Consider the following 19,185-nt stretch of genomic DNA (forward strand, 5'->3'; position numbering starts at 1 on the left):
TATTATACAGGCAGCCGCCGCGGCATTGGCCCGGAGTTAGTAAAATGAGTTTTTTACCCCAGGAAGTCATTCGCAGGAAACGCGACGGGCATGCGCTCGAAACCGGCGAAATCGCCGATTTCGTCCGCGGAATAACCGATCACAGCGTGTCAGAAGGCCAGATCGCGGCGCTGGCAATGGCAGTGTTCTTCAACGGCATGTCACGCGACGAAGCCGTAGCGCTTACCCGAGCCATGCGTGATTCCGGCGATGTTCTGGCCTGGCCGGAGCTCGATCGGCCCATTGCCGACAAACATTCGACCGGTGGCGTGGGCGATAATGTTTCCCTGATGCTGGCGCCCATCGTTGCCGCCTGCGGCGCCGCTGTTCCCATGATTTCGGGCCGTGGCCTCGGTCATACGGGTGGCACGCTCGACAAAATGGAATCGATCCCCGGCTACCAGGTCGTGCCGAGCAACGAGCTGTTTCGCGAAACGGTTGCCAAGGTGGGCTGCGCCATCATTGGCCAGACAGGAAGCCTGGCGCCGGCCGACAAGCGCTTCTATGGCATTCGCGATGTGACAGCGACGGTTGAATCGATCCCGTTGATTACCGCCTCCATTCTGTCCAAGAAACTGGCCGCCGGCCTGCAGGCGCTGGTACTCGATGTCAAGGCCGGCAACGGGGCTTTCATGTCGGATCCGCAATCGGCCAAGGCGCTGGCGCAGAGCCTGGTTGATGTTGCCAACGGCGCTGGCCTTGCGACGTCGGCGATCATTACCGACATGAACGAACCGCTGGCAAGCGCCGCTGGAAATGCAGTCGAGGTGAGGAATGCGGTGGAGTTTCTGACCGGAGAGCACCGCGACCCGCGTCTCGAAACCGTAACGATTGAGATCGCGGCAGAAATGCTCGTTGCAAGCGGATTGGCCGATGACTCGCAGGCGGCCCATTCGAAAGCGCGAGACGCCCTGCAGTCGGGCCGCGCGAGTGAGTGTTTTTCTCGGATGGTAAAGGCACTGGGCGGACCGGCGGATTTCGTCGAGCGGCATGGCGACTATCTGCCGAAGGCAGCGATTGTCCGGGACATTCCCATTGACAGGCAGGGCTATGTGAGTGCCATCGATGCTCGTGGTATAGGCCTGGCCGTCGTTGCACTTGGGGGAGGGCGCACCCGACCACAGGACGGTGTCGATCCGTCCGTAGGCCTTACCGACCTTGCTGTGCATGGAACCAAACTGGCGGCCGGCGACATTATCGCGCGTGTGCATGCGAGCAGCGAGGAGGCAGCCTCAGAGGCGGCTCAGACCGTCCTGCAATGCTACACACTGTCCGAAAGTCCACCGGATGGAACGGATGTGATCCTGTCGAAGGTTGAAGTATCTAACGCTTGAGAACAAGCTTTCCGTCGCGCGCCTGGAATGACTTCAGCCGGTTGAGAAAGCTCATCCCGACCAGCATGCCGCCAAGGGAATTGTCGTCCAGCACAAATGCTTCGACATCGCGCACGCGGATGGGGCCGAGTTCAACGGAGCGGAGTTCCACCCTTGCCGCTTTGGTTGCGCCATTGGCGGTCGAAACCCGGTATTTGAACATGCCGGGCGTAACCGATACACCGAGCTTGCGGGCGGTTGACCGGTTGATCGCGACCGCGGTCGCACCGGTATCGATCAGTCCATCGACTTTGCGGCCGTTGATCTTGAATTTTCCGACAAAATGGCCGCGCGCGTCGGCCGTTAGAACGACATCCCGCCCGCTTGAATAGGATACCGGCGTTTTGACTGCCATGGCCGTTGCCTGGGGCTTGCTGTCCACGGTCTTTTCAAGGCGGCCGTCAACGATTTTGGGAACGGAGATTGCAATCCCTGAAACGAGGCTCGCAAGTATTAGGATCCGCATCATTTTGTAACGCCCTTGTGCTGGTTTGCACGCAGTACAACAGGAGATTCCTAACGGAGCGTAATAGTTCGCCCTGCACACCACAGTGTGTGCGGTACTGGTAAGGGAAACGTTAACTTTTGGGTAAGTTTATACTGATTGCGTTGAGCGAAGCTTATGGCCGCCGCTGCGGATCGTGCGACGGCCTGTTTGAGACGCCCTATTTTGTGCCGTACATGCGGTCGCCCGCATCGCCGAGGCCGGGAACGATATAGCCCTTTTCATTCAGATGGCTGTCGATTGAGGCGGTGAAGACGGGAACGTCCGGGTGTGCCTTGCGAAACGCCTCGACACCCTCCGGTGCCGCCAAAAGGCAAAGGAAGCGGATATTGTGGGCGCCGCGTTCCTTCAGTTTTTCCACTGCGGAAATCGATGAATTGGCCGTTGCCAGCATCGGATCGACGACGATGACGAGGCGATTGCTGATATCTTCCGGTGCCTTGAAATAATATTCGATGGCCTGCAGCGTCTTGTGGTCGCGGTACAGGCCGATATGGGCGACGCGCGCAGACGGCACCAGGTCGAGCATGCCTTCAAGCAACCCGTTGCCGGCCCTCAGGATAGAGGCGAATACAAGCTTCTTTCCGGCGAGCACCGGCGCATCCATTTCCGTCAGCGGTGTCTCGATCTTTTCGTGCGTCAATTCCAGTTCGCGTGTTACCTCATAGCAAAGCAGCGTCGAAATCTCGCGCAACAGACGCCGGAACCCGGCGGTTGAGGTGTCTTTCTTGCGCATGATGGTGAGCTTGTGCTGAACCAGCGGGTGGTTGATGACGGTAACGCCGTCCATGGTGATCTGTCCTTCTTCGATGAGAGGCGTATTTTGCATTTCCGCCCGCCCTGCGGCAAGGCGTCCGGTCGATCAAATAGGTCTGCCGCTGTCGTTTGTCACAGCTTTGCAAGCAGCTGCGCCCGCGTATCCTCGTCCACAAAGGCCGCCTCCAGGGCGGTGCGCGTTGTATCGAGCAATTCATCGTCGCTGAGACCGAATTCATTTTGAACGATCGCGTATTCATCGCCGAGACTTGTGTCGAAAAATGGTGGATCGTCGGAATTGATGGTCACTTTGACGCCGGCATCGCGCAGCGCTGTAAATGGATGGTCCGTGAACGTCTCGTAGACCGATAGCGACACGTTTGAACCGGGACAGATTTCCAGCACAACGCCGGTGTCTGCGAGGTGCTCGACCAGCGACGGGTCCTCGATCGCCCTCACGCCGTGCCCGATGCGGGAGGGCCGCACATGGTCCAGCGCATCCCGCACGCTTTCCGGCCCTGCCACTTCGCCCGCATGTGTGGTGATTCCAAGCCCGGCATCGCGGGCAATATCGAACGCCCTGGCAAAATCCGCATGGGAGCCGATACGTTCGTCACCGCCCATTCCGAAACCGGTGACCATCGGATGGGGCCGCGCTGCGGCGAACCGCGCTACGTCGATTGCCGCATCGGCATCGAAATGGCGCACACAGGTTATGATCAGGCGGCCCTCAATGCCGTGCTGTTCCCGTGCGCGTCGAATGCCTTCGCCAAGTCCGTTGACATAGGCCTCCGGCGACAGACCGGCAATCCGCGCGTGATCGGGAGAAATGAACACCTCGCTGTAGATCGCACCCTGTGCGGCAATTGATTCAAGGTAGCTTTGCGCCAGAAGCGCATAATCTTCCTCGGTGCGGAACAGGGCGGCAGCCGCATCATATGCAGAAAGAAAGCTGGTAAAATCGTTCCATACGAAACGCGCGCCGTCGATGAGATGTTCGATGTCAACGCCGTATTTGTCGGCCTGTGAGCGGACGAGCACTGTGGGCGCAGCGCCTTCGATATGGCAGTGCAGCTCGGCCTTTGGGATATGCGCGGTCAAATAAAACTCCTTCCATGCGGTCCGGGTTCCAGACCCAGATGGGCCGCAACGGTCTCGCCGATATCGGCGAATGTTTCACGAATTCCCACCGAGCCGGCAGTCACAGCGGACCCGAAACACAAGATCGGTATGCGTTCGCGTGTGTGGTCGTTGCCGCGCCATGTGGGATCGCAACCATGATCTGCTGTTATGATCACAAGATCGTTGCGTTTCAGCTTTCGCGCGATTTCCGGCAAGCGCTGGTCGAAACGTTCCAGCGCCGCTGCATAACCCGCTACATCCCGTCTATGCCCGTAGAGCATGTCGAAGTCGACGAAATTGGTAAACACGATATCGCCGTCGCCGGCGTCTTCCATGGCGTCAAGCGTCGTTTCAAACAGCGCTTCATTTCCGTCGGCCTTGCGCATTTCGCTTATGCCCTGGTGGGCATAGATATCGCTGATCTTGCCGACGGCAATGACCATGCGCCCGGCCTTCAGGGCACGGTCGAGCAGCGTCGGTTCCGGCGGCAGGACAGAGTAGTCGCGGCGGTTACCGGTACGCTGGAAGTCACCGGCGCTTTCTCCGACGAAGGGCCGTGCGATGACCCGTCCGATATTGAGCGGATCGATGAGCTTTCTAACCAGTGTGCAAAGATCGTAAAGCCGCTCTAGACCAAAATAGTGTTCATGGGCAGCGATCTGGAACACACTGTCCGCCGAGGTATAGAATATCGGCTTGCCGGTGCGGATGTGTTCTTCACCGTATTGCGCGATCACGGTCGTTCCGGATGCATGCTGATTGGCAAGGCTTCCGGGAAGTTCGGCGAGTTCATAAATCTGCTCGAGCAGCTCCGGCGGAAAGGTCTCGTCGCCTTCCGGAAAATATCCCCAGTCAAAGGGCACGGGGACGCCGGCGATTTCCCAGTGCCCGGATGGCGTGTCCTTGCCCAGAGAAGTTTCGCTGGCACAGGCATAAAGGCCGATTGGCCGGATGGAATCATCCATTCCGGGCGGTGTGGTGCCGGTCGCCAGTCTGGCTGCCTGGACAAGGCCGAGCGACGTCATATTGGGCAATGCCAGCGGACCGCTTCTCAGGCCCTCCCGATCGCAAAGACCGGCTGCGCACTGCTCTGCGATATGGCCGAGCGTATTGGCTCCTGCATCGCCAAACCGCTCCGCATCGGGTGCGCCGCCTATACCAAAGGAGTCAAGAAGCAAGATTATTGCGCGGGCCATGGTATTCCTGCCGTTTATTATTGATTAGCGCGCCTGAGCGTACTGCCGAAACTGGATCGGTTTATGCAGTGCGCTTCAAATTTTTACGCGACAAGGCCGGCCACAATAGAGATTTTTGCAGAGAATTCCAGAGCGATAACAGCCTGCAGGAAAAGATCGTGCAAGCCGGATAAAACGGCTCTCTGTCTCAGTGCCACAAGGGGCTGGACGGTCGAGCGATGGTCCTACTGTCTGCTGCCGCAAACGGGTGCGAACACGCTCGATCGGCAATGCGCAATGGCCGTTTCCAGATGATCAGCTATTGCAGTCCGAGCAATCGATCGACGTGCCTAGACGCGGCCGCATATAGTAGGTCTCGTTGAGATCCAGGGACGTCGCGTTCGATCCCATGAATGGAATGGACGTCAGGAAATCATGTGTATTCAGGATCTCGCCGCGAATATAGAAGGCTTCCGCAATCATCAGGCTGGCCGGAATGGTGATCTCGGCCCCGGCCGTATAGGGTTTGGTCGTCAAATTGCCCCAGGACCAGTTTACTGTTGCTTTCGTGCCGTCGTCCGATACCGTGATGGCGGTATATTTCAACTCGACATTCGCACCTGTGTAGGGCGCGAGTATGCTGGTCGCCACATCCGGCATCGCAGCTAGTTCGGCGCGTGATGTCGATGTTCCCTGCGTGATCAGATCAAGCGTGATGTTGCCGGCCCGCGAAACCTTTGTATCCACGGACAACGCCACCGTCATTTCCACCGCACCGATATAAAGGACCACCAAAATGGGCGCCACGAACGCAAATTCCACCGCGCCAACACCCCTGCGGTCGCGCAGCAGGTCGCGCCAGCGTTGGAGCATACTTTTTTCGGCTATGGATTGAATCCGGTTTTTCATCGAAATCATGGGAGCGTCTCCGCTATTCGCACACGGCGCAGTCGATTGCAGATTTTTCATCACTCATAAGCTTCGTTGCGATAGGCCGTGGTGGCGACGATCAGGTAATAATTCGCCTGCGATTCGCCGTCCGCGGTTATATTGGCGATATAGGGTCGAAACAGGTCGACAGTGACCTTCCATGTGTAATAGGCGCGCAGCATGTTGATGGTCGACGCTCCGCCCGGATTGAACGCAAAGCCGGAATCGTCCAGCTTGCCGCCAACCACTGGCACGCTGGTCGGTATTGAGGCGAATGTGGCGTAGTTCTGCAGATCGACAAACAGCCGGTCATCAACATCAGCGCCGCAGCTGAACATCATCGATACTTCGTCGCACAGCATCGTGCGGAATTCGGCTTCGGTTTTGTCGGTGGCTTCCCCGGTTGCAAAGGTGATCTGGCCTGTGCGCAACTGCCGCCCAAGCTTGTCGACGGCATAGTTCAGCGTCTGTTCGGCCGCGAATGCAATGCACGTTTCGATTATGGCAAAAATCAACAGGAAAAAAGGAATCGCAAGAAGAGCGAACTCTATTGCCGCGGCGCCGTTTTCATTGCGCCGGAACCGAAACCACGATGAGCGTTTCGAATTTGACCTGTGCACATCATTTTTGTGCTTTTTTCTGCTAAGGACCGGCATGACAACCCCGCTTCATGGACCTGTCGGGAAATCATACGGCAAAGGGGTTTACAATCCGTATCCTTATTCAACGGAACTGAATCTGAATTGTTCGGTATTTATTTACCACAATTGCCGCCGCCCATGCGGCGCTGCAGAACCCTCGGTCAGGGAAGATCCAGAGGCTCACATGCCGGCGTACAGGACATGACCTGGCGATCGGTTTGACGATACACCTGCATGGTGTTGTGTGCTTCCAGTGATACCAGAACACGCTCGTCTACAATCGCTGTACCGTCAACGTCAAGAATAACCAGATTTGTCGTGCCGAAGCGTTTGCCGGTCAGGATGATTGTTTTGGAGTCACTGACGGTTGCATCTGCGATTTCGGCATTTCCTATAATCACGCGGCTGACGGCACGGTCGAGTTTGATAACCCGCGCATAGTCGAGCTCGATCTTTATTGTATTTTCATCCGACGCGGATGCGGCAACAGGCAACAGGGTCGAGAGGCATATCGCCAGTGCACCCACCGGTCCCAGTGTGTTTCGGATATTAGACAGGCCGAACATGACGTTCTCCTCAAACCGCGTCGTCAAAAATATTGTCCCTAAAAGTCGCTCGGAATGGTGAATGAAGGCTTAACGCGTGTCCGTTCCATACGAAAAAGATCAATTCACTATGCGTGGGCGGTCATATAATGGCAGGTACTGGAATGCTGAGAATTCCGAACAACTGCTCATACTCATTATATTATATAGGGCCCTTGGCAGTATAAATTGTTGCAGTCCGCGACTATGCAGCTGACCCCGGAATCCCGGTGCGCCGATGTTAATTATGCATTCACCAAAACACAGCTCTTTGATCGTCAACGCTTTGGTAACCTTGTTTTTTAAGGTGTTTTCAAACCCTGTCCGATAGTTTGCGTCCATCCGATCAACGGAAAAAAGTTGACGGAAGTGCTGAACAAAGTGGAGCAAGGAGTATTCCAATGACTAAGATTTTTGCACGTTTCATGAAAGACGAGTCCGGCGCAACCGCTATCGAGTATGGCCTGATTGCTGCCCTGATCGCTGTTGCAGCTATTGCTGCCATGACGGCTGTTGGTAACGGCCTCCAGAACACCTTTGGTAACGTTTCTGCCAAGCTTGGCTAATTGTCTTGGCCGCGTGCCGCGATACGGTCACCGCGTCGCAGGCGCATCGGCTGGATGACAATTTGTCAGTCAATTGCAACCGTCCGGACTTAAGGTCCGGGCGGTTATTTTATTTTAATGAGTGTGCGGTTTGATGCAGCTGTATTGAAGGTAGCCAAACACTGACTTGCAGCCTGTTGCCCGGCCAAGGAGAATAAAATGCTGGTAGCGGCCATTATGGTGATTTTTCCGTTGTGTCTTGCCTTTGCGGCATTGACAGACGCGCTCTCGATGACCATTCCCAATCGGGTTTCCGTCATTCTCCTGGTGTCATTTACAATCATCGCGCCGCTTACAGGGATGGATTGGGTGACCTTTGGGCAGCATTTTGCAGCCGGGTTGATTGTGTTTGGCGTGTGCTTTGCGCTATTCGCATTCGGCGCTATGGGTGGAGGTGACGCCAAGTTGCTGACGGCCACGGCTGTCTGGTTCGGTTTGAACATGCAATTGCTGACATTCCTGACCTATGTGGCGCTGTTTGGCGGCTTGCTGACACTTGCTATCCTGTTTGCGCGCTCGGACCGCTTCGGCTTCGTTACCTGGCGGGTCGGGGTCATAAACCATCTGCTCGACCCTAAGGTCGGCATTCCATACGGGATAGCCATCGGATTCGCCGGATTGATGTGCTATCCGTCTTCGGCGTTGATGCAATATGCATTCAGCCAGATAGCCTGAATTTCCCCGATATCGTCTTATTCCTGCGCCGGTACGGCAAGCGTCGGTAGCGATTCTCTCCAGACAGGTTGGAGTTGCGCGGATGGACTTCATGCGCGCCCACTTTGAATCGGGCGGCGTCATTAATTTGCCGTTAAGCAAGATTGGTAGGGCCGCATTAACCATAAGTACACGATTCATGCGGCATTGTCGGGTCAACGATTGGATTTATGTCCCGGGGAAACAGCATGAAGCCCGCACGATTGATTGTCATGAGCATTGCGCTGGTTGCCGCAGTTGCAGCCGGATACCTGATTTTGAACATCACTGGCCAAAACGATGTCCAGCCGATTCGCCAGGTGGTGAAAAAGGTCAAAACCGAAATGGTGCTTGTTGCGTCCAACAGCCTGCCCATTGGTTCTCGCCTCGGCAAGGGAAACCTTGACTGGCAGGATTGGCCCGAACATGCGGTCACCGACGGGTACATTACCCGTTCGACGCGCCCGGACGCGGTCGAGGAATTGACCGGCTCCATCGTCCGGTTGCCGGTTTTCGAGGGCGAACCCTTACGCACGGAAAAGATCGTCGACTCGGGCACGCGGATCATGTCTTCCATGCTCCCCTCTGGAAAACGGGCGGTTTCGACCGAGATATCGGTTGAAACCAGCGCCGGCGGCTTCATCCTGCCCAATGACCGCGTCGACGTGATCATGGTGCGCAGTTCCGATGAGGCTGGATTTCTGACCGAAACGATCCTGTCGAACATCCGTGTTCTGGCAATCGACCAACGCATCGAGGAAGACGAAGACGGCAAAAAGACCGCCGTCGGCACGACTGCAACCCTGGAGCTTACACCCGAGCAGGCGAAAATCATCTCCGTCGCCCAGCAAATGGCATCGCGCCTGACGCTGGCCCTGCGCAGTGTCGCAGATGTTCAGGATGCCGATACCGGTGGTGCGGACCATCTTCTGAGTGGCGAGGGCGGCGCAAGCATCCAGCTGATCCGTTCGGGTCAGATTACCAATATCGGCACAAACTAGACCGGGGATAGAACAGTGCATAGAACACAAAATTCAGCTCATGCATCGATTTTTGGTCGCCGGACACTGACAGCCGGGGCGGCTCTAGCGGCCACCGCCATATTGTCGGTCGTGCCGATGGCCGGTGTCGCCGAAGCCAATCCGCAAACGATCAAGGTTCGCACAACGGGCGCTTCAAACGTCAAGGACGTCAAACTCGGCCTGAACAAGGCAGTTGTTATCGACCTGCCGGACGATGCCCATGATATTCTGGTTGCCGATCCCTCCGTTGCCGATGCGGTGACTCGGTCGGCGCGCCGGATTTATCTCTTCGGCAAGGCGGTTGGCCAGACCAATATCTTTGTGTTCGGCAGGAACGGAAAACCGGTTGTCAGCCTGAACCTCGCCGTCGAGCGTGACATCACCGGCCTTGAACGGCAGCTTGCCCGCTTCATTCCCGATTCCGACATCAAGGTCGAAATCATCAGCGACAACATCGTTCTGACGGGCACCGTTCGCACGCCGCAGGATGCCGCCCGTGCCAATCAGATTGCCGGTATTTTCCTCAAAGGCGGTGAGGCGACGACACGCAATATCACCGCCGTGGGCGATGGCGGCGACGCCGCAATCTTCGCCGAGGATCGGCAGGTTTCACAGATCGTCAACCTCCTTGATATCGAGGGCGAAGACCAGGTAACGCTGAAGGTTACAGTTGCTGAAGTCAGCAGGCAGGTCCTGAAACAGCTCGGTTTCAACACGACATTCAGCAACAATGGCAGCGCTGTTTTCAACTCGATCAATCCGGTCGGTCTTGGAAAGTCACTGAGCAATTCCGCCGGAGTATTTTCCGGAAGCGCCGGATCCGTCAGCATAGATGCCTATGTCCGGGCAATGGAACAGGCCGGGGTGATGAAAACTCTGGCTGAACCCACACTGACGGCGATCTCCGGCGAGGCCGCAACATTCTTCGTTGGCGGCGACTTCCAGCTTGTTGTTGGCCAGTCAGTCGATTCCACCAACAACACGATCACCTATGAGTACGATGAGAAGACGTGGGGTATCCGCCTTAATTTCACTCCCGTCGTTTTGTCAGCCGGCAGGATCAGTCTGCGGGTCAAAACAGAGGTTTCCGAGCCGACCTTTGAGGGCAGCGTTACCCTCAGCGGATCCCAGGGTCTCGGTGGCATAACGGCAAATGGCATACGCAAGCGCGAGGCTGATACTGCTGTCGAACTGCCGTCCGGTGGATCGATTGTCATTGCCGGCCTTGTCCGAGACGATATCCGTCAGGTTATGGGTGGCTTCCCGGGGCTGGCAAAAGTGCCTGTTCTCGGCACGCTCTTCCGCAGCCGCGATTTCGTCCGCAACGAAACCGAGTTGGTCATCATAGCCACGCCCTATCTGGTGCGTCCGGTTGCGCGCAACAAGCTCAACAGGCCGGATGACAACTTCAACGCCGCCAGTGATGGCGCAGCGAATTTCCTTGGTCGTGTCAATCGGGTTTACGGCCAGATGGAAACGCAGTTACCCAAAGGCCGCTACCACGGCGTTGTCGGGTTTATCTACAAGTGATGATGGGTTGGAGCAACGTTATGACGTACATGGTTACCGTCTCTGGAAAACAGAAAACAGGCCAGCCCCGCAACCGCAAACCGGGCTTTGCGTTCCGGGCCGCTATAATCGCGACCGGCGCATTGCTGGCGGGCTGCGCCAATGTCCACGACATCGAGGTCGGCGCAATACCGGACGATTATCGGACCAATCACCCGATCATGATTTCCGAGAAGGAATATACGGTGGATGTGCCGATCGCCAGTGGTGAAAAGCAGCTCAACTATGGCAGGAAGAGTATCGTCCAGGGATTTGCCGCGGAGTATCGGGAAAATTCGTCCGGTACCATGCAAATCATGACCCCGGTCGGCTCACCGAATACAGCTGCCGCATCGCGCATAGCCGGACAGATCAAGAAGATCATAACCCAGGAGGGAATTCCGGCCCGTCGCATAAGGATTGTTTCCTATCAGGCCGCTGCTCAGAATGACGCAGCGCCGATCCGGTTGAGTTTTAAGGCCATCGGCGCTCACACCGCGCAATGCGGCAAGTGGCCCGAGGACCTCGTCTACAACACGCTGGAAAACAAGCACTATGAGAATTTCGGTTGTGCGACGCAAAACAATCTGGCTGCGCAGATCGCCAATCCGTCCGACCTTTTGGCGCCGCGGGGCATGACACCGATCGACGCACAGCGCCGGGATGTTGTGATCGAGAACTACCGGAAAAACGGTTCGTACGCCACCAGCAGCAACTAAGCGTGCCGCGAGCATGCAACTGGGTTTGAAAGAACGCAAGGCAGGATGACGAAATGAGTGAGGTTGCAGAAAATTCCAGTGTCGATCACAGCCTGATTGACACACGCGATGATGAAGCCGCAATGGACAATTTGCGCCCGTTGCCGCGCATATCGATACAGGCATTTTGCGAATCGGATGGCTTGTCGCAGATAATCAGCAGTTGCTCCGAGGACAGGCGCATGGCGCGCACCCATTTGCGCACGGTCAGTGGCGGCATTGAGGCAGCCTGTACGATGTACGCTTCCTCGCCGACACCCAACCTCATTATCCTTGAAAACTCCGGCTCCTCCGATGATCTGCTGAATCATCTCGCCGATCTTGCAGAAGTGTGTGACCCGACGACGAAGGTGATCGTCATTGGCTATGACAATGATGTTCATCTTTACCGTGAGCTGGTTCGCCGCGGTATTTCCGAATACCTCGTCGGCCCTGTCAGCCTCGCCGATCTCATAAACGCCATCGCTTCCATTTTTGTCGATCCCGATGCAGAGCCGCTTGGGCGCACGATTGCGTTTGTCGGGGCCAAGGGAGGCGTCGGATCCTCCACCATCGCGCATAACTGTGCCTGGGGCATTTCGAGCCTGTTTGACACGGAAGTCATTCTGGCCGACCTGGACCTGGCATTTGGAACGGCCAATATCAACTTTGATCAGGATCCGCCGCAGGGTATAGCCGAAGCGGTGTTTGCGCCTGAACGGCTCGATGACGTCTTTCTGGAGCGCCTGCTTTCGAAATGTGCTTCGCACCTTTCCATGCTTGCGGCGCCTTCCATGCTGGACCGCACCTATGATTTCAGTGGCGCAAGTTTCGAGCCGGTTCTTGAGGTCGTGCAGCGCACGGCGCCGGTCACCGTCCTTGATGTTCCGCATATGTGGACCAACTGGACGAAGTCCGTATTGAGCGAGGTTGACGATGTCGTGGTGGTCGCAACACCCGATCTGCCGAATCTGCGCAACACGAAAAACCTCGTCGATACGTTGGCCAAGCTGCGGCCGAACGACAAGTCACCGCGTCTGATTCTAAATCAGGTCGGCATGCCGAAGCGTCCGGAAATCTCAATCAACGATTTCTGCGAGCCATTGGCGCTGGACGCCACATCAATCATCCCGTTTGACGCGCAGCTTTTCGGCACGGCGTCGAACAGCGGCCGCATGATCGCCGAGACGGATGCCAAGGCACCGATTGCGGAGACATTTTCACAGCTCGCCCACATTTTAACGGGCCGTGCTGAGGTCAAGAGCCAGAAGAAATCCGGCCTGACCGGCCTGCGATCCCTGCTGGCGCGCAAATAGGCGGACGAAAATCCAAAAGTTTCAGGGGTAGTATATGTTTGGCAGACGCGGAAAAGACGGATTTGGGAAGGTGGAGGACACAATGGTCCGCACACCGCCCCTCGCGCCTGAATTGGAACCGGAAGGAAAGCCGAGCGAAGCAAAATCGCCGGCTCCTGAAGACATGCCGATGACGGGCAACACGCCGATTGCGCCGGGTGGAGAGCGGCCGGAAAAGAAACGCCGCGCTTCCAAAAAATCGGATGGCTACTACACCACCAAGTCCCAGGTTTTTTCAGCGCTGATCGACACAATCGATCTGTCACAGCTTTCCAAGCTGGACAATGAAAGCGCACGCGAGGAAATTCGCGATATTGTCAACGACATTATCACGATCAAGAATTTTGCGATGTCGATCTCCGAGCAGGAAGAGCTGCTGGAGGACATTTGTAACGACGTTCTCGGCTATGGTCCGCTCGAGCCTCTTCTTGCCCGGGACGATATTGCCGACATCATGATCAACGGATCCGGGCACAGCTATATCGAAGTCGACGGCAAGGTTGAAGAATCCGATATTCGGTTCCGCGACGAAAGCCAGCTCCTGTCGATCTGTCAGCGCATCGTGAGCCAGGTGGGTCGCCGCGTCGATGAATCAAGCCCGATATGTGATGCGCGACTGCCGGACGGCTCCCGTGTCAACGTTATCGCGCCGCCCCTCGCGATTGACGGCACCACGCTCACCATTCGTAAGTTCAAGAAGGACAAGCTGACACTCGATCAGCTCGTCAGTTACGGTTCGATTACGCCGCCCGGCGCGACCATTCTGCAGATTATCGGGCGCGTTCGCTGTAACGTCGTGATATCGGGCGGAACGGGTTCCGGCAAGACGACCCTCTTGAACTGTCTGACCCGCTATATTGACGAAACCGAACGCATTATCACCTGCGAAGACTCGGCTGAACTGCAGCTGCAACAGCCTCATGTGGTACGGCTTGAAACCCGTCCGCCCAATATTGAGGGCGAAGGCGAGGTGACGATGCGCGATCTCGTCAAGAACTGTCTGCGTATGCGCCCTGAACGCATCATCGTCGGCGAGGTGCGCGGACCTGAGGTGTTTGACCTTCTGCAGGCGATGAACACCGGCCACGATGGCTCGATGGGAACGATACACTCCAACTCGCCACGAGAGTGTCTCAGCCGAATTGAATCGATGATCGCCATGGGTGGCTATTCCTTGCCGGCCAAGACGGTTCGCGAAATCATCGCCGGCTCTGTCGACATAATCGTCCAGGCGGCGCGCCTGCGAGACGGTTCAAGGCGGATCACCCATATTACAGAGGTCACCGGAATGGAAGGTGACGTCATCATTACCCAGGATCTCATGACGTTTGATCTCGAAGGTGAGGACGCCAACGGGAACATTCTGGGGCGTCATTGCTCAACCGGTATCGGCCGGCCGCAGTTTTGGGAGCGGGCCCGCTATTTCGGTGAGGAGCGCCGGTTGGCCGAAGCAATCGACACTATGGAACAGTCGGGCGGATAGCCCGGGAAGCAGTGCGTGCCGCTAGGAAAGGGTAGTTCAGATGTTCGGAATTGATGCAACGGTCCTGCTGATCATCGCACTGGCGGCTATTGCTGCCGGTGGAGTGGCTTATGCCGTTTTATTTCCGACGATAGAAACCCAGAACAAGGCCGACAAGCGCTTCAAGCAGGTGCAACTTGCCGAAACCGATGGCGGTGCCGTAAAGCTCGCGCGTGACCGTGACCATGAGGCGGCCAAGCGGCGCAGGTCCGTTCAGGAGTCGCTGAAGGATCTTGAAGAAAAACAGAAAAAGAAAACCAATTACAGTTCCCCGCCGCTGAAGGTGGCGTTGCAGCAGACCGGATGGAACATCTCCGTTCTCCAGTTCAACGTTGCCAGCTGCATATTTGGCATCCTGTTCGGATTGTTCACCTTCATGCTGGGCGCGCCGCTTTTTCTGGCACTTGGAATGATTGTCGTTGGCGGCCTTGGCGTGCCGCGCTGGATTGTCGGCTTTAAGCGGGCAAAACGCTTCAAGGCCTTCATTGCCGAGTTTCCCAACGCCCTCGACGTGATGGTGCGCTCGATCCGCTCGGGTCTGCCTGTCAACGATGCGTTGAGACTGATCGCCAGCGAAGCGCAGGAGCCCTTGCGCAGCGAATTCAAGAAGGTTGTCGAGGCCCAGCAACTGGGCATGACCATACCTGAGGCCTGTGGCAGGCTGCATGAAAACATACCGCTGCCCGAAACCAACTTTTTTGCGATTGTCATTACAATTCAGGCGCAGGCAGGCGGTAACCTTTCAGAGGCACTGGCCAATCTGTCGCGGGTGCTGCGTGACCGCAAGAAAATGAGGGCGAAGGTCAATGCGCTTTCCATGGAAGCAAAGGCATCGGCCGCAATCATCGGTTCGCTGCCTTTTGTCATCATCCTGATGGTGTATCTGACGACGCCCGGCTACATCATGCCGCTGTTCACCGATCCGCGGGGACACCTGATCCTCGGAGCGTCCTGTGTGTGGATGACGATGGGTATCCTCGTCATGCGCAACATGATCAATTTCGACATTTGAGCCGCTTATTTCATTAGTGTGCGACGACCGAAAGAGCTAGCCCGCCATGATCAAGACACTGACAGATCCAACATTCGTTTCAGCGGTTCTCGTTGGTATCGCGGTCTTTGCAACGATGTTCACGATTTTCATGCCGATGTTCGAGCGTGGCGATCTCAAATCGCGCATGAAGGCGGTGGCTGTCGAGCGTGACGAAATACGCGCGCGTGAGCGTGCCAGGTTGAAGGCGGAAGCCAATTCCCGTGGCACCCTGAGGCACGAAAACAACACATCTATCAGGCAACTCGTCGAAAAACTGAACTTGCGCGAGGCTCTGGTCGATAAAAATACAGAAAAGAAGATGCGAACAGCGGGTTTTCGAACCCAAAACGCGCTCAACATGTTTCTTTTCGCACGGTTCACCCTGCCGTTCCTGTTCTTTGCCGGTGCTGTTTTTTATGTGTTCTGGCTCGGAGGATTTGCCGACCAGCCTATAGCGATACGCGTTGTCGGAGTTATTGCTGCGGCCTATATCGGGTTCTTTGCGCCGAACATCTATGTCTCCAACCGGACCAGCAAGCGGCAGAAATCGATCCGCAACGCATGGCCCGATGCTCTGGACCTCCTGCTGATCTGCGTGGAATCGGGCATATCGATTGAGGCCGCTTTCAAGCGGGTGGCCGATGAAGTGGCCACGCAGTCAGCGGCACTTGCTGAAGAGCTTGTGCTGACAACGGCTGAACTTTCTTATCTCGATGAACGCCGCAAGGGCTTTGAGAATCTGGGCGAACGCACGGGTCTGGAAGCGGTGAAATCGGTCTGTCAGGCGCTGATACAGGCAGAACGTTATGGCACACCCATTGCTCAGGCCCTCAGGGTGCTGGCCCAGGAAAGCCGTGATATGCGCATGACCGAGGCCGAAAAGAAGGCCGCAGCACTGCCGCCGAAACTCACTGTTCCGATGATCCTGTTCTTCCTTCCGGTGATTTTCGGTGTGATCCTTGGCCCGGCCATGATGACGGTCATGGATACGCTCTGAGGGCTGCCGAAACGCCTGGATTACAAAAGAACACGAATGCAAAAACGCCCGGCACATGTGCCGGGCGTTTTTTTGGTTTTAGCTGTTTGTCTGCTCAGTTGGTGTTCTTCTTGTCGCTGAGTTTGGCCCAGGCGTTCTGCTGGGAAAGCATGGTGCGAAGATAGGCGACATTTGCTTGCGCCTGGTCGCGGGACAATTCTGCCTTGGCAATCTGCTCGGCTTCGGCAAAACGCCCCTGAAGACCGACAACCAGCGCCAGGTTCTGCCGCACCCGGCTATCGGCTCCGGGCGCCTGCACTGCCTTCGTCAGATAGTTTTCAGCGGTCGGAAGATCGCCGCTCAAAACATAGGACATGCCGAGGTTGGAAAGGACCGATGGCTCGCCAGGCATAAGGTCGAGCGCCCGGCGGTACTTGCTGCGCGCTTCGTTGGACTTGCCGAGCTGATCCAGTACTGCGCCTTCCGCAGACATGAGTCGCCAGTCCGGCTGGTCTGGCGTCTGAGCTCTGCGTATCGTGCTGAGTGCCTGGTCAAGTTGGCCGGCCGAGGCCTGCGCCTTGCCATAGCTGGCAAGGACATCGCGGTCGGTGGGGTGATGGATGGCAACCTGCTGCATCACGGCAAGGGCTTGATCGTTGCGTCCCGTCATCCGCAGCAGCGTCGCATAATTGATGCCGACGGCCTTGTCCTGCGGATTGGACTTGTAAGCCGATGCATATCTGCCCTCGACGCGCAGAAGCTCCGAGGAATTCATTTGCGAAATGGGCTTGTTCCCGGTCGAAATGGAGCCGGTTTTCATCTTGCTCACATTGGCGCAGCCGGCAAGGGCCGCGATAAGGGCAAATGCGCACACGGTTCTTGAAAGCTGCAATGTGTGCGAGAACTTCAATTCAGTGCTGCCCATAATGACGACCCCGTTTCCCTTCCATTTGAGCGGCCGCGATGCAGTCCGGCAACCGCAAACATTCTTTCAGTTGGGTGATTTCACTGCGCTTCAGAATGTTTTAGCTTCAGATGAACCGCCCCCTCTTTATCAATATTCTGTTAACCCTAACGGATGGTTAACGGATGTAATACGAGGACATCATGACGCTCACCTGTTTTGCCGAAATGACCGACGATGCGCGGCCTGTCTACATGATCAGCAAAAGCGATCTCGAAACCGGCGGTATCGACCCGCTGCTCGAGAGCTGGATCAGCCAGTCGGGATTTGCCGCGTCGTCCGGTGAGGTTCAGCTTCTGCCGGGACCGGACGGCACGCTTGCCGGCGCCCTGTTCGGCATAGGTGCCGGCCTGGCGGATCGGCCGTTGCTTGCCGGGACCCTGGCAAAAAAACTACCCGCAGGAAGCTGGTATCTGGAAAACGCGCGGGACCATGCGCGGGAAACTGCGCTGGGTTTCGGGCTCGGATCCTACCGTTTCGACAAATATAAAAAGCGCGAGGCGGCAGCGGCGAAGCTGGTCTGTCCGGAACCCGACGCACAAGTGGAACTGGAGCGGATCATCACCGGTTGTTTCCTGGCGCGCGACCTTGTTAACACGCCGGTAAACGACATGGGCCCGGCAGAGCTGGAACTCAGCTTGCGAAGTCTTGCCGAGGCCCACGGCGCCGCCGTTTCCACAATCGAAGGCGATGCGTTGCTTGAGCAGAACTTCCCCCTGATCCACGCTGTCGGCCGGGCAAGCGTCTCCGCACCGCGCCTGCTGGACCTTCGATGGGGCCGGGGTGATGCGCCAAAAGTCACCCTGGTCGGCAAGGGCGTCTGTTTTGATACCGGCGGTCTCGACATCAAGCCGGCCGCCGGCATGCTTCTCATGAAAAAGGACATGGGCGGCGCGGCAAATGTTCTCGGCCTTGCCTCCATGATCATGGGCGCCGGATTGCCCGTTCGCCTGCGAGTGCTGATTCCGGCCGTCGAAAACGCCATAGCCGGCAATGCCTTCCGTCCGGGTGACATTCTGACCAGCCGCAAGGGTTTGACTGTCGAAATCGGCAATACAGACGCTGAAGGACGGCTGGTACTTGCCGATGCTCTTTGTCTGGGAGACGAGGAGGAGCCGGAGCTGATGATCGACATGGCCACGCTGACGGGCGCTGCCCGCGTTGCTCTGGGACCGGACCTGCCGCCCTATTATTGCCGCAGCGACACATTTGCGGCTTCGCTGGACGAGGCCGCCGAGCAGTCATTTGATCCGGTCTGGCGCATGCCACTTTATGGGCCCTATGACCGAAATCTTTCTTCTTCGGTGGCCGATCTCAACAATGCGCCGGCCGGTGGTATGGCCGGGTCGATCATTGCCGCTCTGTTTTTGGGCCGGTTTGTGGAAAAGGCTGCGGACTGGGCTCATTTTGATATTTTTGCGTGGAACCCGAAGGAAAAACCGCAAGCGCCGGTCGGCGGCGAAGCACAGGCGATCCGTGCATTGTATCATCTTCTCTGTCGGCGTTATCCGGGTTAACGCCTCACCGAGCTGTCAGTTTTGACCTGTCTTGCCGATAATGATACGGTAGCGAAACAATCGTTGATTTGCAGACCACGGCAGGCAG

The 19,185-nt window shown here is 56.8% G+C and carries 19 protein-coding genes; 11 read left to right on the forward strand and 8 right to left on the reverse strand.

The annotated features are described in order from the left end of the window. Positions 1-44: 44 nt before the first annotated feature. Positions 45-1,373, forward strand: a complete 1,329-nt coding sequence (gene deoA, locus ABVT35_RS21385) for a thymidine phosphorylase (protein ID WP_368469183.1) — start codon at positions 45-47, stop codon at positions 1,371-1,373. Here the strand turns inward: deoA and ABVT35_RS21390 are convergent. From ABVT35_RS21390 to ABVT35_RS21420, 7 genes are all read right to left on the reverse strand, one after another. Beyond that, positions 1,363-1,881, reverse strand: coding sequence for a TIGR02281 family clan AA aspartic protease (locus tag ABVT35_RS21390; protein WP_368469185.1), 519 nt, complete (start codon positions 1,879-1,881; stop codon positions 1,363-1,365). The two genes, deoA and ABVT35_RS21390, sit on opposite strands and share 11 nt — an antisense overlap. A 196-nt stretch (positions 1,882-2,077) precedes the next feature. Next, entirely contained in the window at positions 2,078-2,707 is a 630-nt protein-coding gene (upp, locus tag ABVT35_RS21395) for a uracil phosphoribosyltransferase (RefSeq protein ID WP_368469696.1), read from the reverse strand. A gap of 98 nt (positions 2,708-2,805) precedes the next feature. Next, a complete protein-coding gene (locus tag ABVT35_RS21400) occupies positions 2,806-3,774 on the reverse strand; it encodes an adenosine deaminase (RefSeq protein ID WP_368469187.1) in 969 nt (322 codons plus the stop codon). Then, positions 3,771-4,991 (reverse strand): phosphopentomutase, encoded by a 1,221-nt coding sequence (locus tag ABVT35_RS21405; protein WP_368469189.1) that lies wholly within the window; start codon positions 4,989-4,991, stop codon positions 3,771-3,773. Before ABVT35_RS21405 ends, ABVT35_RS21400 begins: the two co-directional genes overlap by 4 nt. A 294-nt stretch (positions 4,992-5,285) precedes the next feature. Continuing rightward, positions 5,286-5,888: a TadE/TadG family type IV pilus assembly protein gene (locus tag ABVT35_RS21410; protein WP_368469190.1), complete on the reverse strand. Its 603-nt coding sequence runs from the start codon at positions 5,886-5,888 to the stop codon at positions 5,286-5,288. A 50-nt stretch (positions 5,889-5,938) separates the two neighbouring features. Next, the gene (locus ABVT35_RS21415) at positions 5,939-6,556 is read right to left on the reverse strand and encodes a TadE/TadG family type IV pilus assembly protein (protein WP_368469191.1); all 618 of its coding nucleotides are present in this window, start codon (positions 6,554-6,556) and stop codon (positions 5,939-5,941) included. A 146-nt stretch (positions 6,557-6,702) separates the two neighbouring features. After that, positions 6,703-7,107, reverse strand: a complete 405-nt coding sequence (locus tag ABVT35_RS21420; protein ID WP_368469192.1) for a pilus assembly protein N-terminal domain-containing protein — start codon at positions 7,105-7,107, stop codon at positions 6,703-6,705. Between the two features lie 419 nt (positions 7,108-7,526). On the opposite strand from ABVT35_RS21420, the gene ABVT35_RS21425 reads away from it, so the two are divergent. The 9 genes from ABVT35_RS21425 (at position 7,527) to ABVT35_RS21465 (ending at position 16,637) form a co-directional block, all read left to right on the forward strand. Next, entirely contained in the window at positions 7,527-7,691 is a 165-nt protein-coding gene (locus ABVT35_RS21425; RefSeq protein WP_368469193.1) for a Flp family type IVb pilin, read from the forward strand. A gap of 198 nt (positions 7,692-7,889) precedes the next feature. After that, a complete protein-coding gene (locus ABVT35_RS21430; RefSeq protein ID WP_368469195.1) occupies positions 7,890-8,405 on the forward strand; it encodes a prepilin peptidase in 516 nt (171 codons plus the stop codon). A gap of 227 nt (positions 8,406-8,632) precedes the next feature. Next, positions 8,633-9,424: a Flp pilus assembly protein CpaB gene (gene cpaB, locus ABVT35_RS21435; RefSeq protein ID WP_368469197.1), complete on the forward strand. Its 792-nt coding sequence runs from the start codon at positions 8,633-8,635 to the stop codon at positions 9,422-9,424. A 15-nt stretch (positions 9,425-9,439) separates the two neighbouring features. Beyond that, positions 9,440-10,975 carry a type II and III secretion system protein family protein gene (locus ABVT35_RS21440; protein WP_368469198.1) on the forward strand — a complete coding sequence of 512 codons (1,536 nt, stop codon included), beginning with the start codon at positions 9,440-9,442 and terminating at the stop codon, positions 10,973-10,975. Positions 10,976-10,995: 20 nt separating this feature from the next. Continuing rightward, positions 10,996-11,712, forward strand: coding sequence for a CpaD family pilus assembly protein (locus ABVT35_RS21445; RefSeq protein WP_368469200.1), 717 nt, complete (start codon positions 10,996-10,998; stop codon positions 11,710-11,712). A 122-nt stretch (positions 11,713-11,834) separates the two neighbouring features. Then, positions 11,835-13,046, forward strand: a complete 1,212-nt coding sequence (locus ABVT35_RS21450; RefSeq protein ID WP_368469697.1) for a CtpF protein — start codon at positions 11,835-11,837, stop codon at positions 13,044-13,046. 34 nt (positions 13,047-13,080) lie between these two features. After that, complete coding sequence (locus tag ABVT35_RS21455) at positions 13,081-14,568, forward strand: CpaF family protein (protein ID WP_368469202.1); 1,488 nt, start codon at positions 13,081-13,083, stop codon at positions 14,566-14,568. 40 nt (positions 14,569-14,608) lie between these two features. Beyond that, positions 14,609-15,619, forward strand: coding sequence for a type II secretion system F family protein (locus tag ABVT35_RS21460; protein WP_368469204.1), 1,011 nt, complete (start codon positions 14,609-14,611; stop codon positions 15,617-15,619). Positions 15,620-15,665: 46 nt separating this feature from the next. Continuing rightward, positions 15,666-16,637, forward strand: coding sequence for a type II secretion system F family protein (locus ABVT35_RS21465; RefSeq protein WP_368469205.1), 972 nt, complete (start codon positions 15,666-15,668; stop codon positions 16,635-16,637). 94 nt (positions 16,638-16,731) lie between these two features. On the opposite strand, the gene ABVT35_RS21470 is transcribed toward ABVT35_RS21465, so the two are convergent. Further along, positions 16,732-17,436, reverse strand: a complete 705-nt coding sequence (locus tag ABVT35_RS21470) for a tetratricopeptide repeat protein (protein ID WP_368469698.1) — start codon at positions 17,434-17,436, stop codon at positions 16,732-16,734. Positions 17,437-17,723: 287 nt separating this feature from the next. Between ABVT35_RS21470 and ABVT35_RS21475 the strand changes: the two genes are divergently transcribed. Continuing rightward, complete coding sequence (locus tag ABVT35_RS21475; RefSeq protein ID WP_368469207.1) at positions 17,724-19,097, forward strand: M17 family metallopeptidase; 1,374 nt, start codon at positions 17,724-17,726, stop codon at positions 19,095-19,097. Positions 19,098-19,185: the final 88 nt, after the last annotated feature.

The sequence above is a fragment of the Hoeflea sp. TYP-13 genome, assembly GCF_040932035.1.
In the GTDB taxonomy this organism is placed as follows: domain Bacteria; phylum Pseudomonadota; class Alphaproteobacteria; order Rhizobiales; family Rhizobiaceae; genus Hoeflea_A.

What these genes read in the sequence shown, in the direction of transcription:
- ABVT35_RS21425 (WP_368469193.1), top strand. Translation starts at nt 7,527, where the DNA reads ATGACTAAGATTTTTGCACGTTTCATGAAAGACGAGTCCGGCGCAACC.
- ABVT35_RS21430 (WP_368469195.1), top strand. Translation starts at nt 7,890, where the DNA reads ATGCTGGTAGCGGCCATTATGGTGATTTTTCCGTTGTGTCTTGCCTTT.
- ABVT35_RS21405 (WP_368469189.1), bottom strand. Translation starts at nt 4,991, where the DNA reads ATGGCCCGCGCAATAATCTTGCTTCTTGACTCCTTTGGTATAGGCGGC.
- ABVT35_RS21450 (WP_368469697.1), top strand. Translation starts at nt 11,835, where the DNA reads ATGGACAATTTGCGCCCGTTGCCGCGCATATCGATACAGGCATTTTGC.
- upp (WP_368469696.1), bottom strand. Translation starts at nt 2,707, where the DNA reads ATGGACGGCGTTACCGTCATCAACCACCCGCTGGTTCAGCACAAGCTC.
- ABVT35_RS21470 (WP_368469698.1), bottom strand. Translation starts at nt 17,436, where the DNA reads ATGAAAACCGGCTCCATTTCGACCGGGAACAAGCCCATTTCGCAAATG.
- ABVT35_RS21420 (WP_368469192.1), bottom strand. Translation starts at nt 7,107, where the DNA reads ATGTTCGGCCTGTCTAATATCCGAAACACACTGGGACCGGTGGGTGCA.
- ABVT35_RS21415 (WP_368469191.1), bottom strand. Translation starts at nt 6,556, where the DNA reads ATGCCGGTCCTTAGCAGAAAAAAGCACAAAAATGATGTGCACAGGTCA.
- ABVT35_RS21465 (WP_368469205.1), top strand. Translation starts at nt 15,666, where the DNA reads ATGATCAAGACACTGACAGATCCAACATTCGTTTCAGCGGTTCTCGTT.
- ABVT35_RS21460 (WP_368469204.1), top strand. Translation starts at nt 14,609, where the DNA reads ATGTTCGGAATTGATGCAACGGTCCTGCTGATCATCGCACTGGCGGCT.
- ABVT35_RS21475 (WP_368469207.1), top strand. Translation starts at nt 17,724, where the DNA reads ATGACGCTCACCTGTTTTGCCGAAATGACCGACGATGCGCGGCCTGTC.
- cpaB (WP_368469197.1), top strand. Translation starts at nt 8,633, where the DNA reads ATGAAGCCCGCACGATTGATTGTCATGAGCATTGCGCTGGTTGCCGCA.
- ABVT35_RS21410 (WP_368469190.1), bottom strand. Translation starts at nt 5,888, where the DNA reads ATGATTTCGATGAAAAACCGGATTCAATCCATAGCCGAAAAAAGTATG.
- ABVT35_RS21455 (WP_368469202.1), top strand. Translation starts at nt 13,081, where the DNA reads ATGTTTGGCAGACGCGGAAAAGACGGATTTGGGAAGGTGGAGGACACA.
- ABVT35_RS21390 (WP_368469185.1), bottom strand. Translation starts at nt 1,881, where the DNA reads ATGATGCGGATCCTAATACTTGCGAGCCTCGTTTCAGGGATTGCAATC.
- deoA (WP_368469183.1), top strand. Translation starts at nt 45, where the DNA reads ATGAGTTTTTTACCCCAGGAAGTCATTCGCAGGAAACGCGACGGGCAT.
- ABVT35_RS21445 (WP_368469200.1), top strand. Translation starts at nt 10,996, where the DNA reads ATGACGTACATGGTTACCGTCTCTGGAAAACAGAAAACAGGCCAGCCC.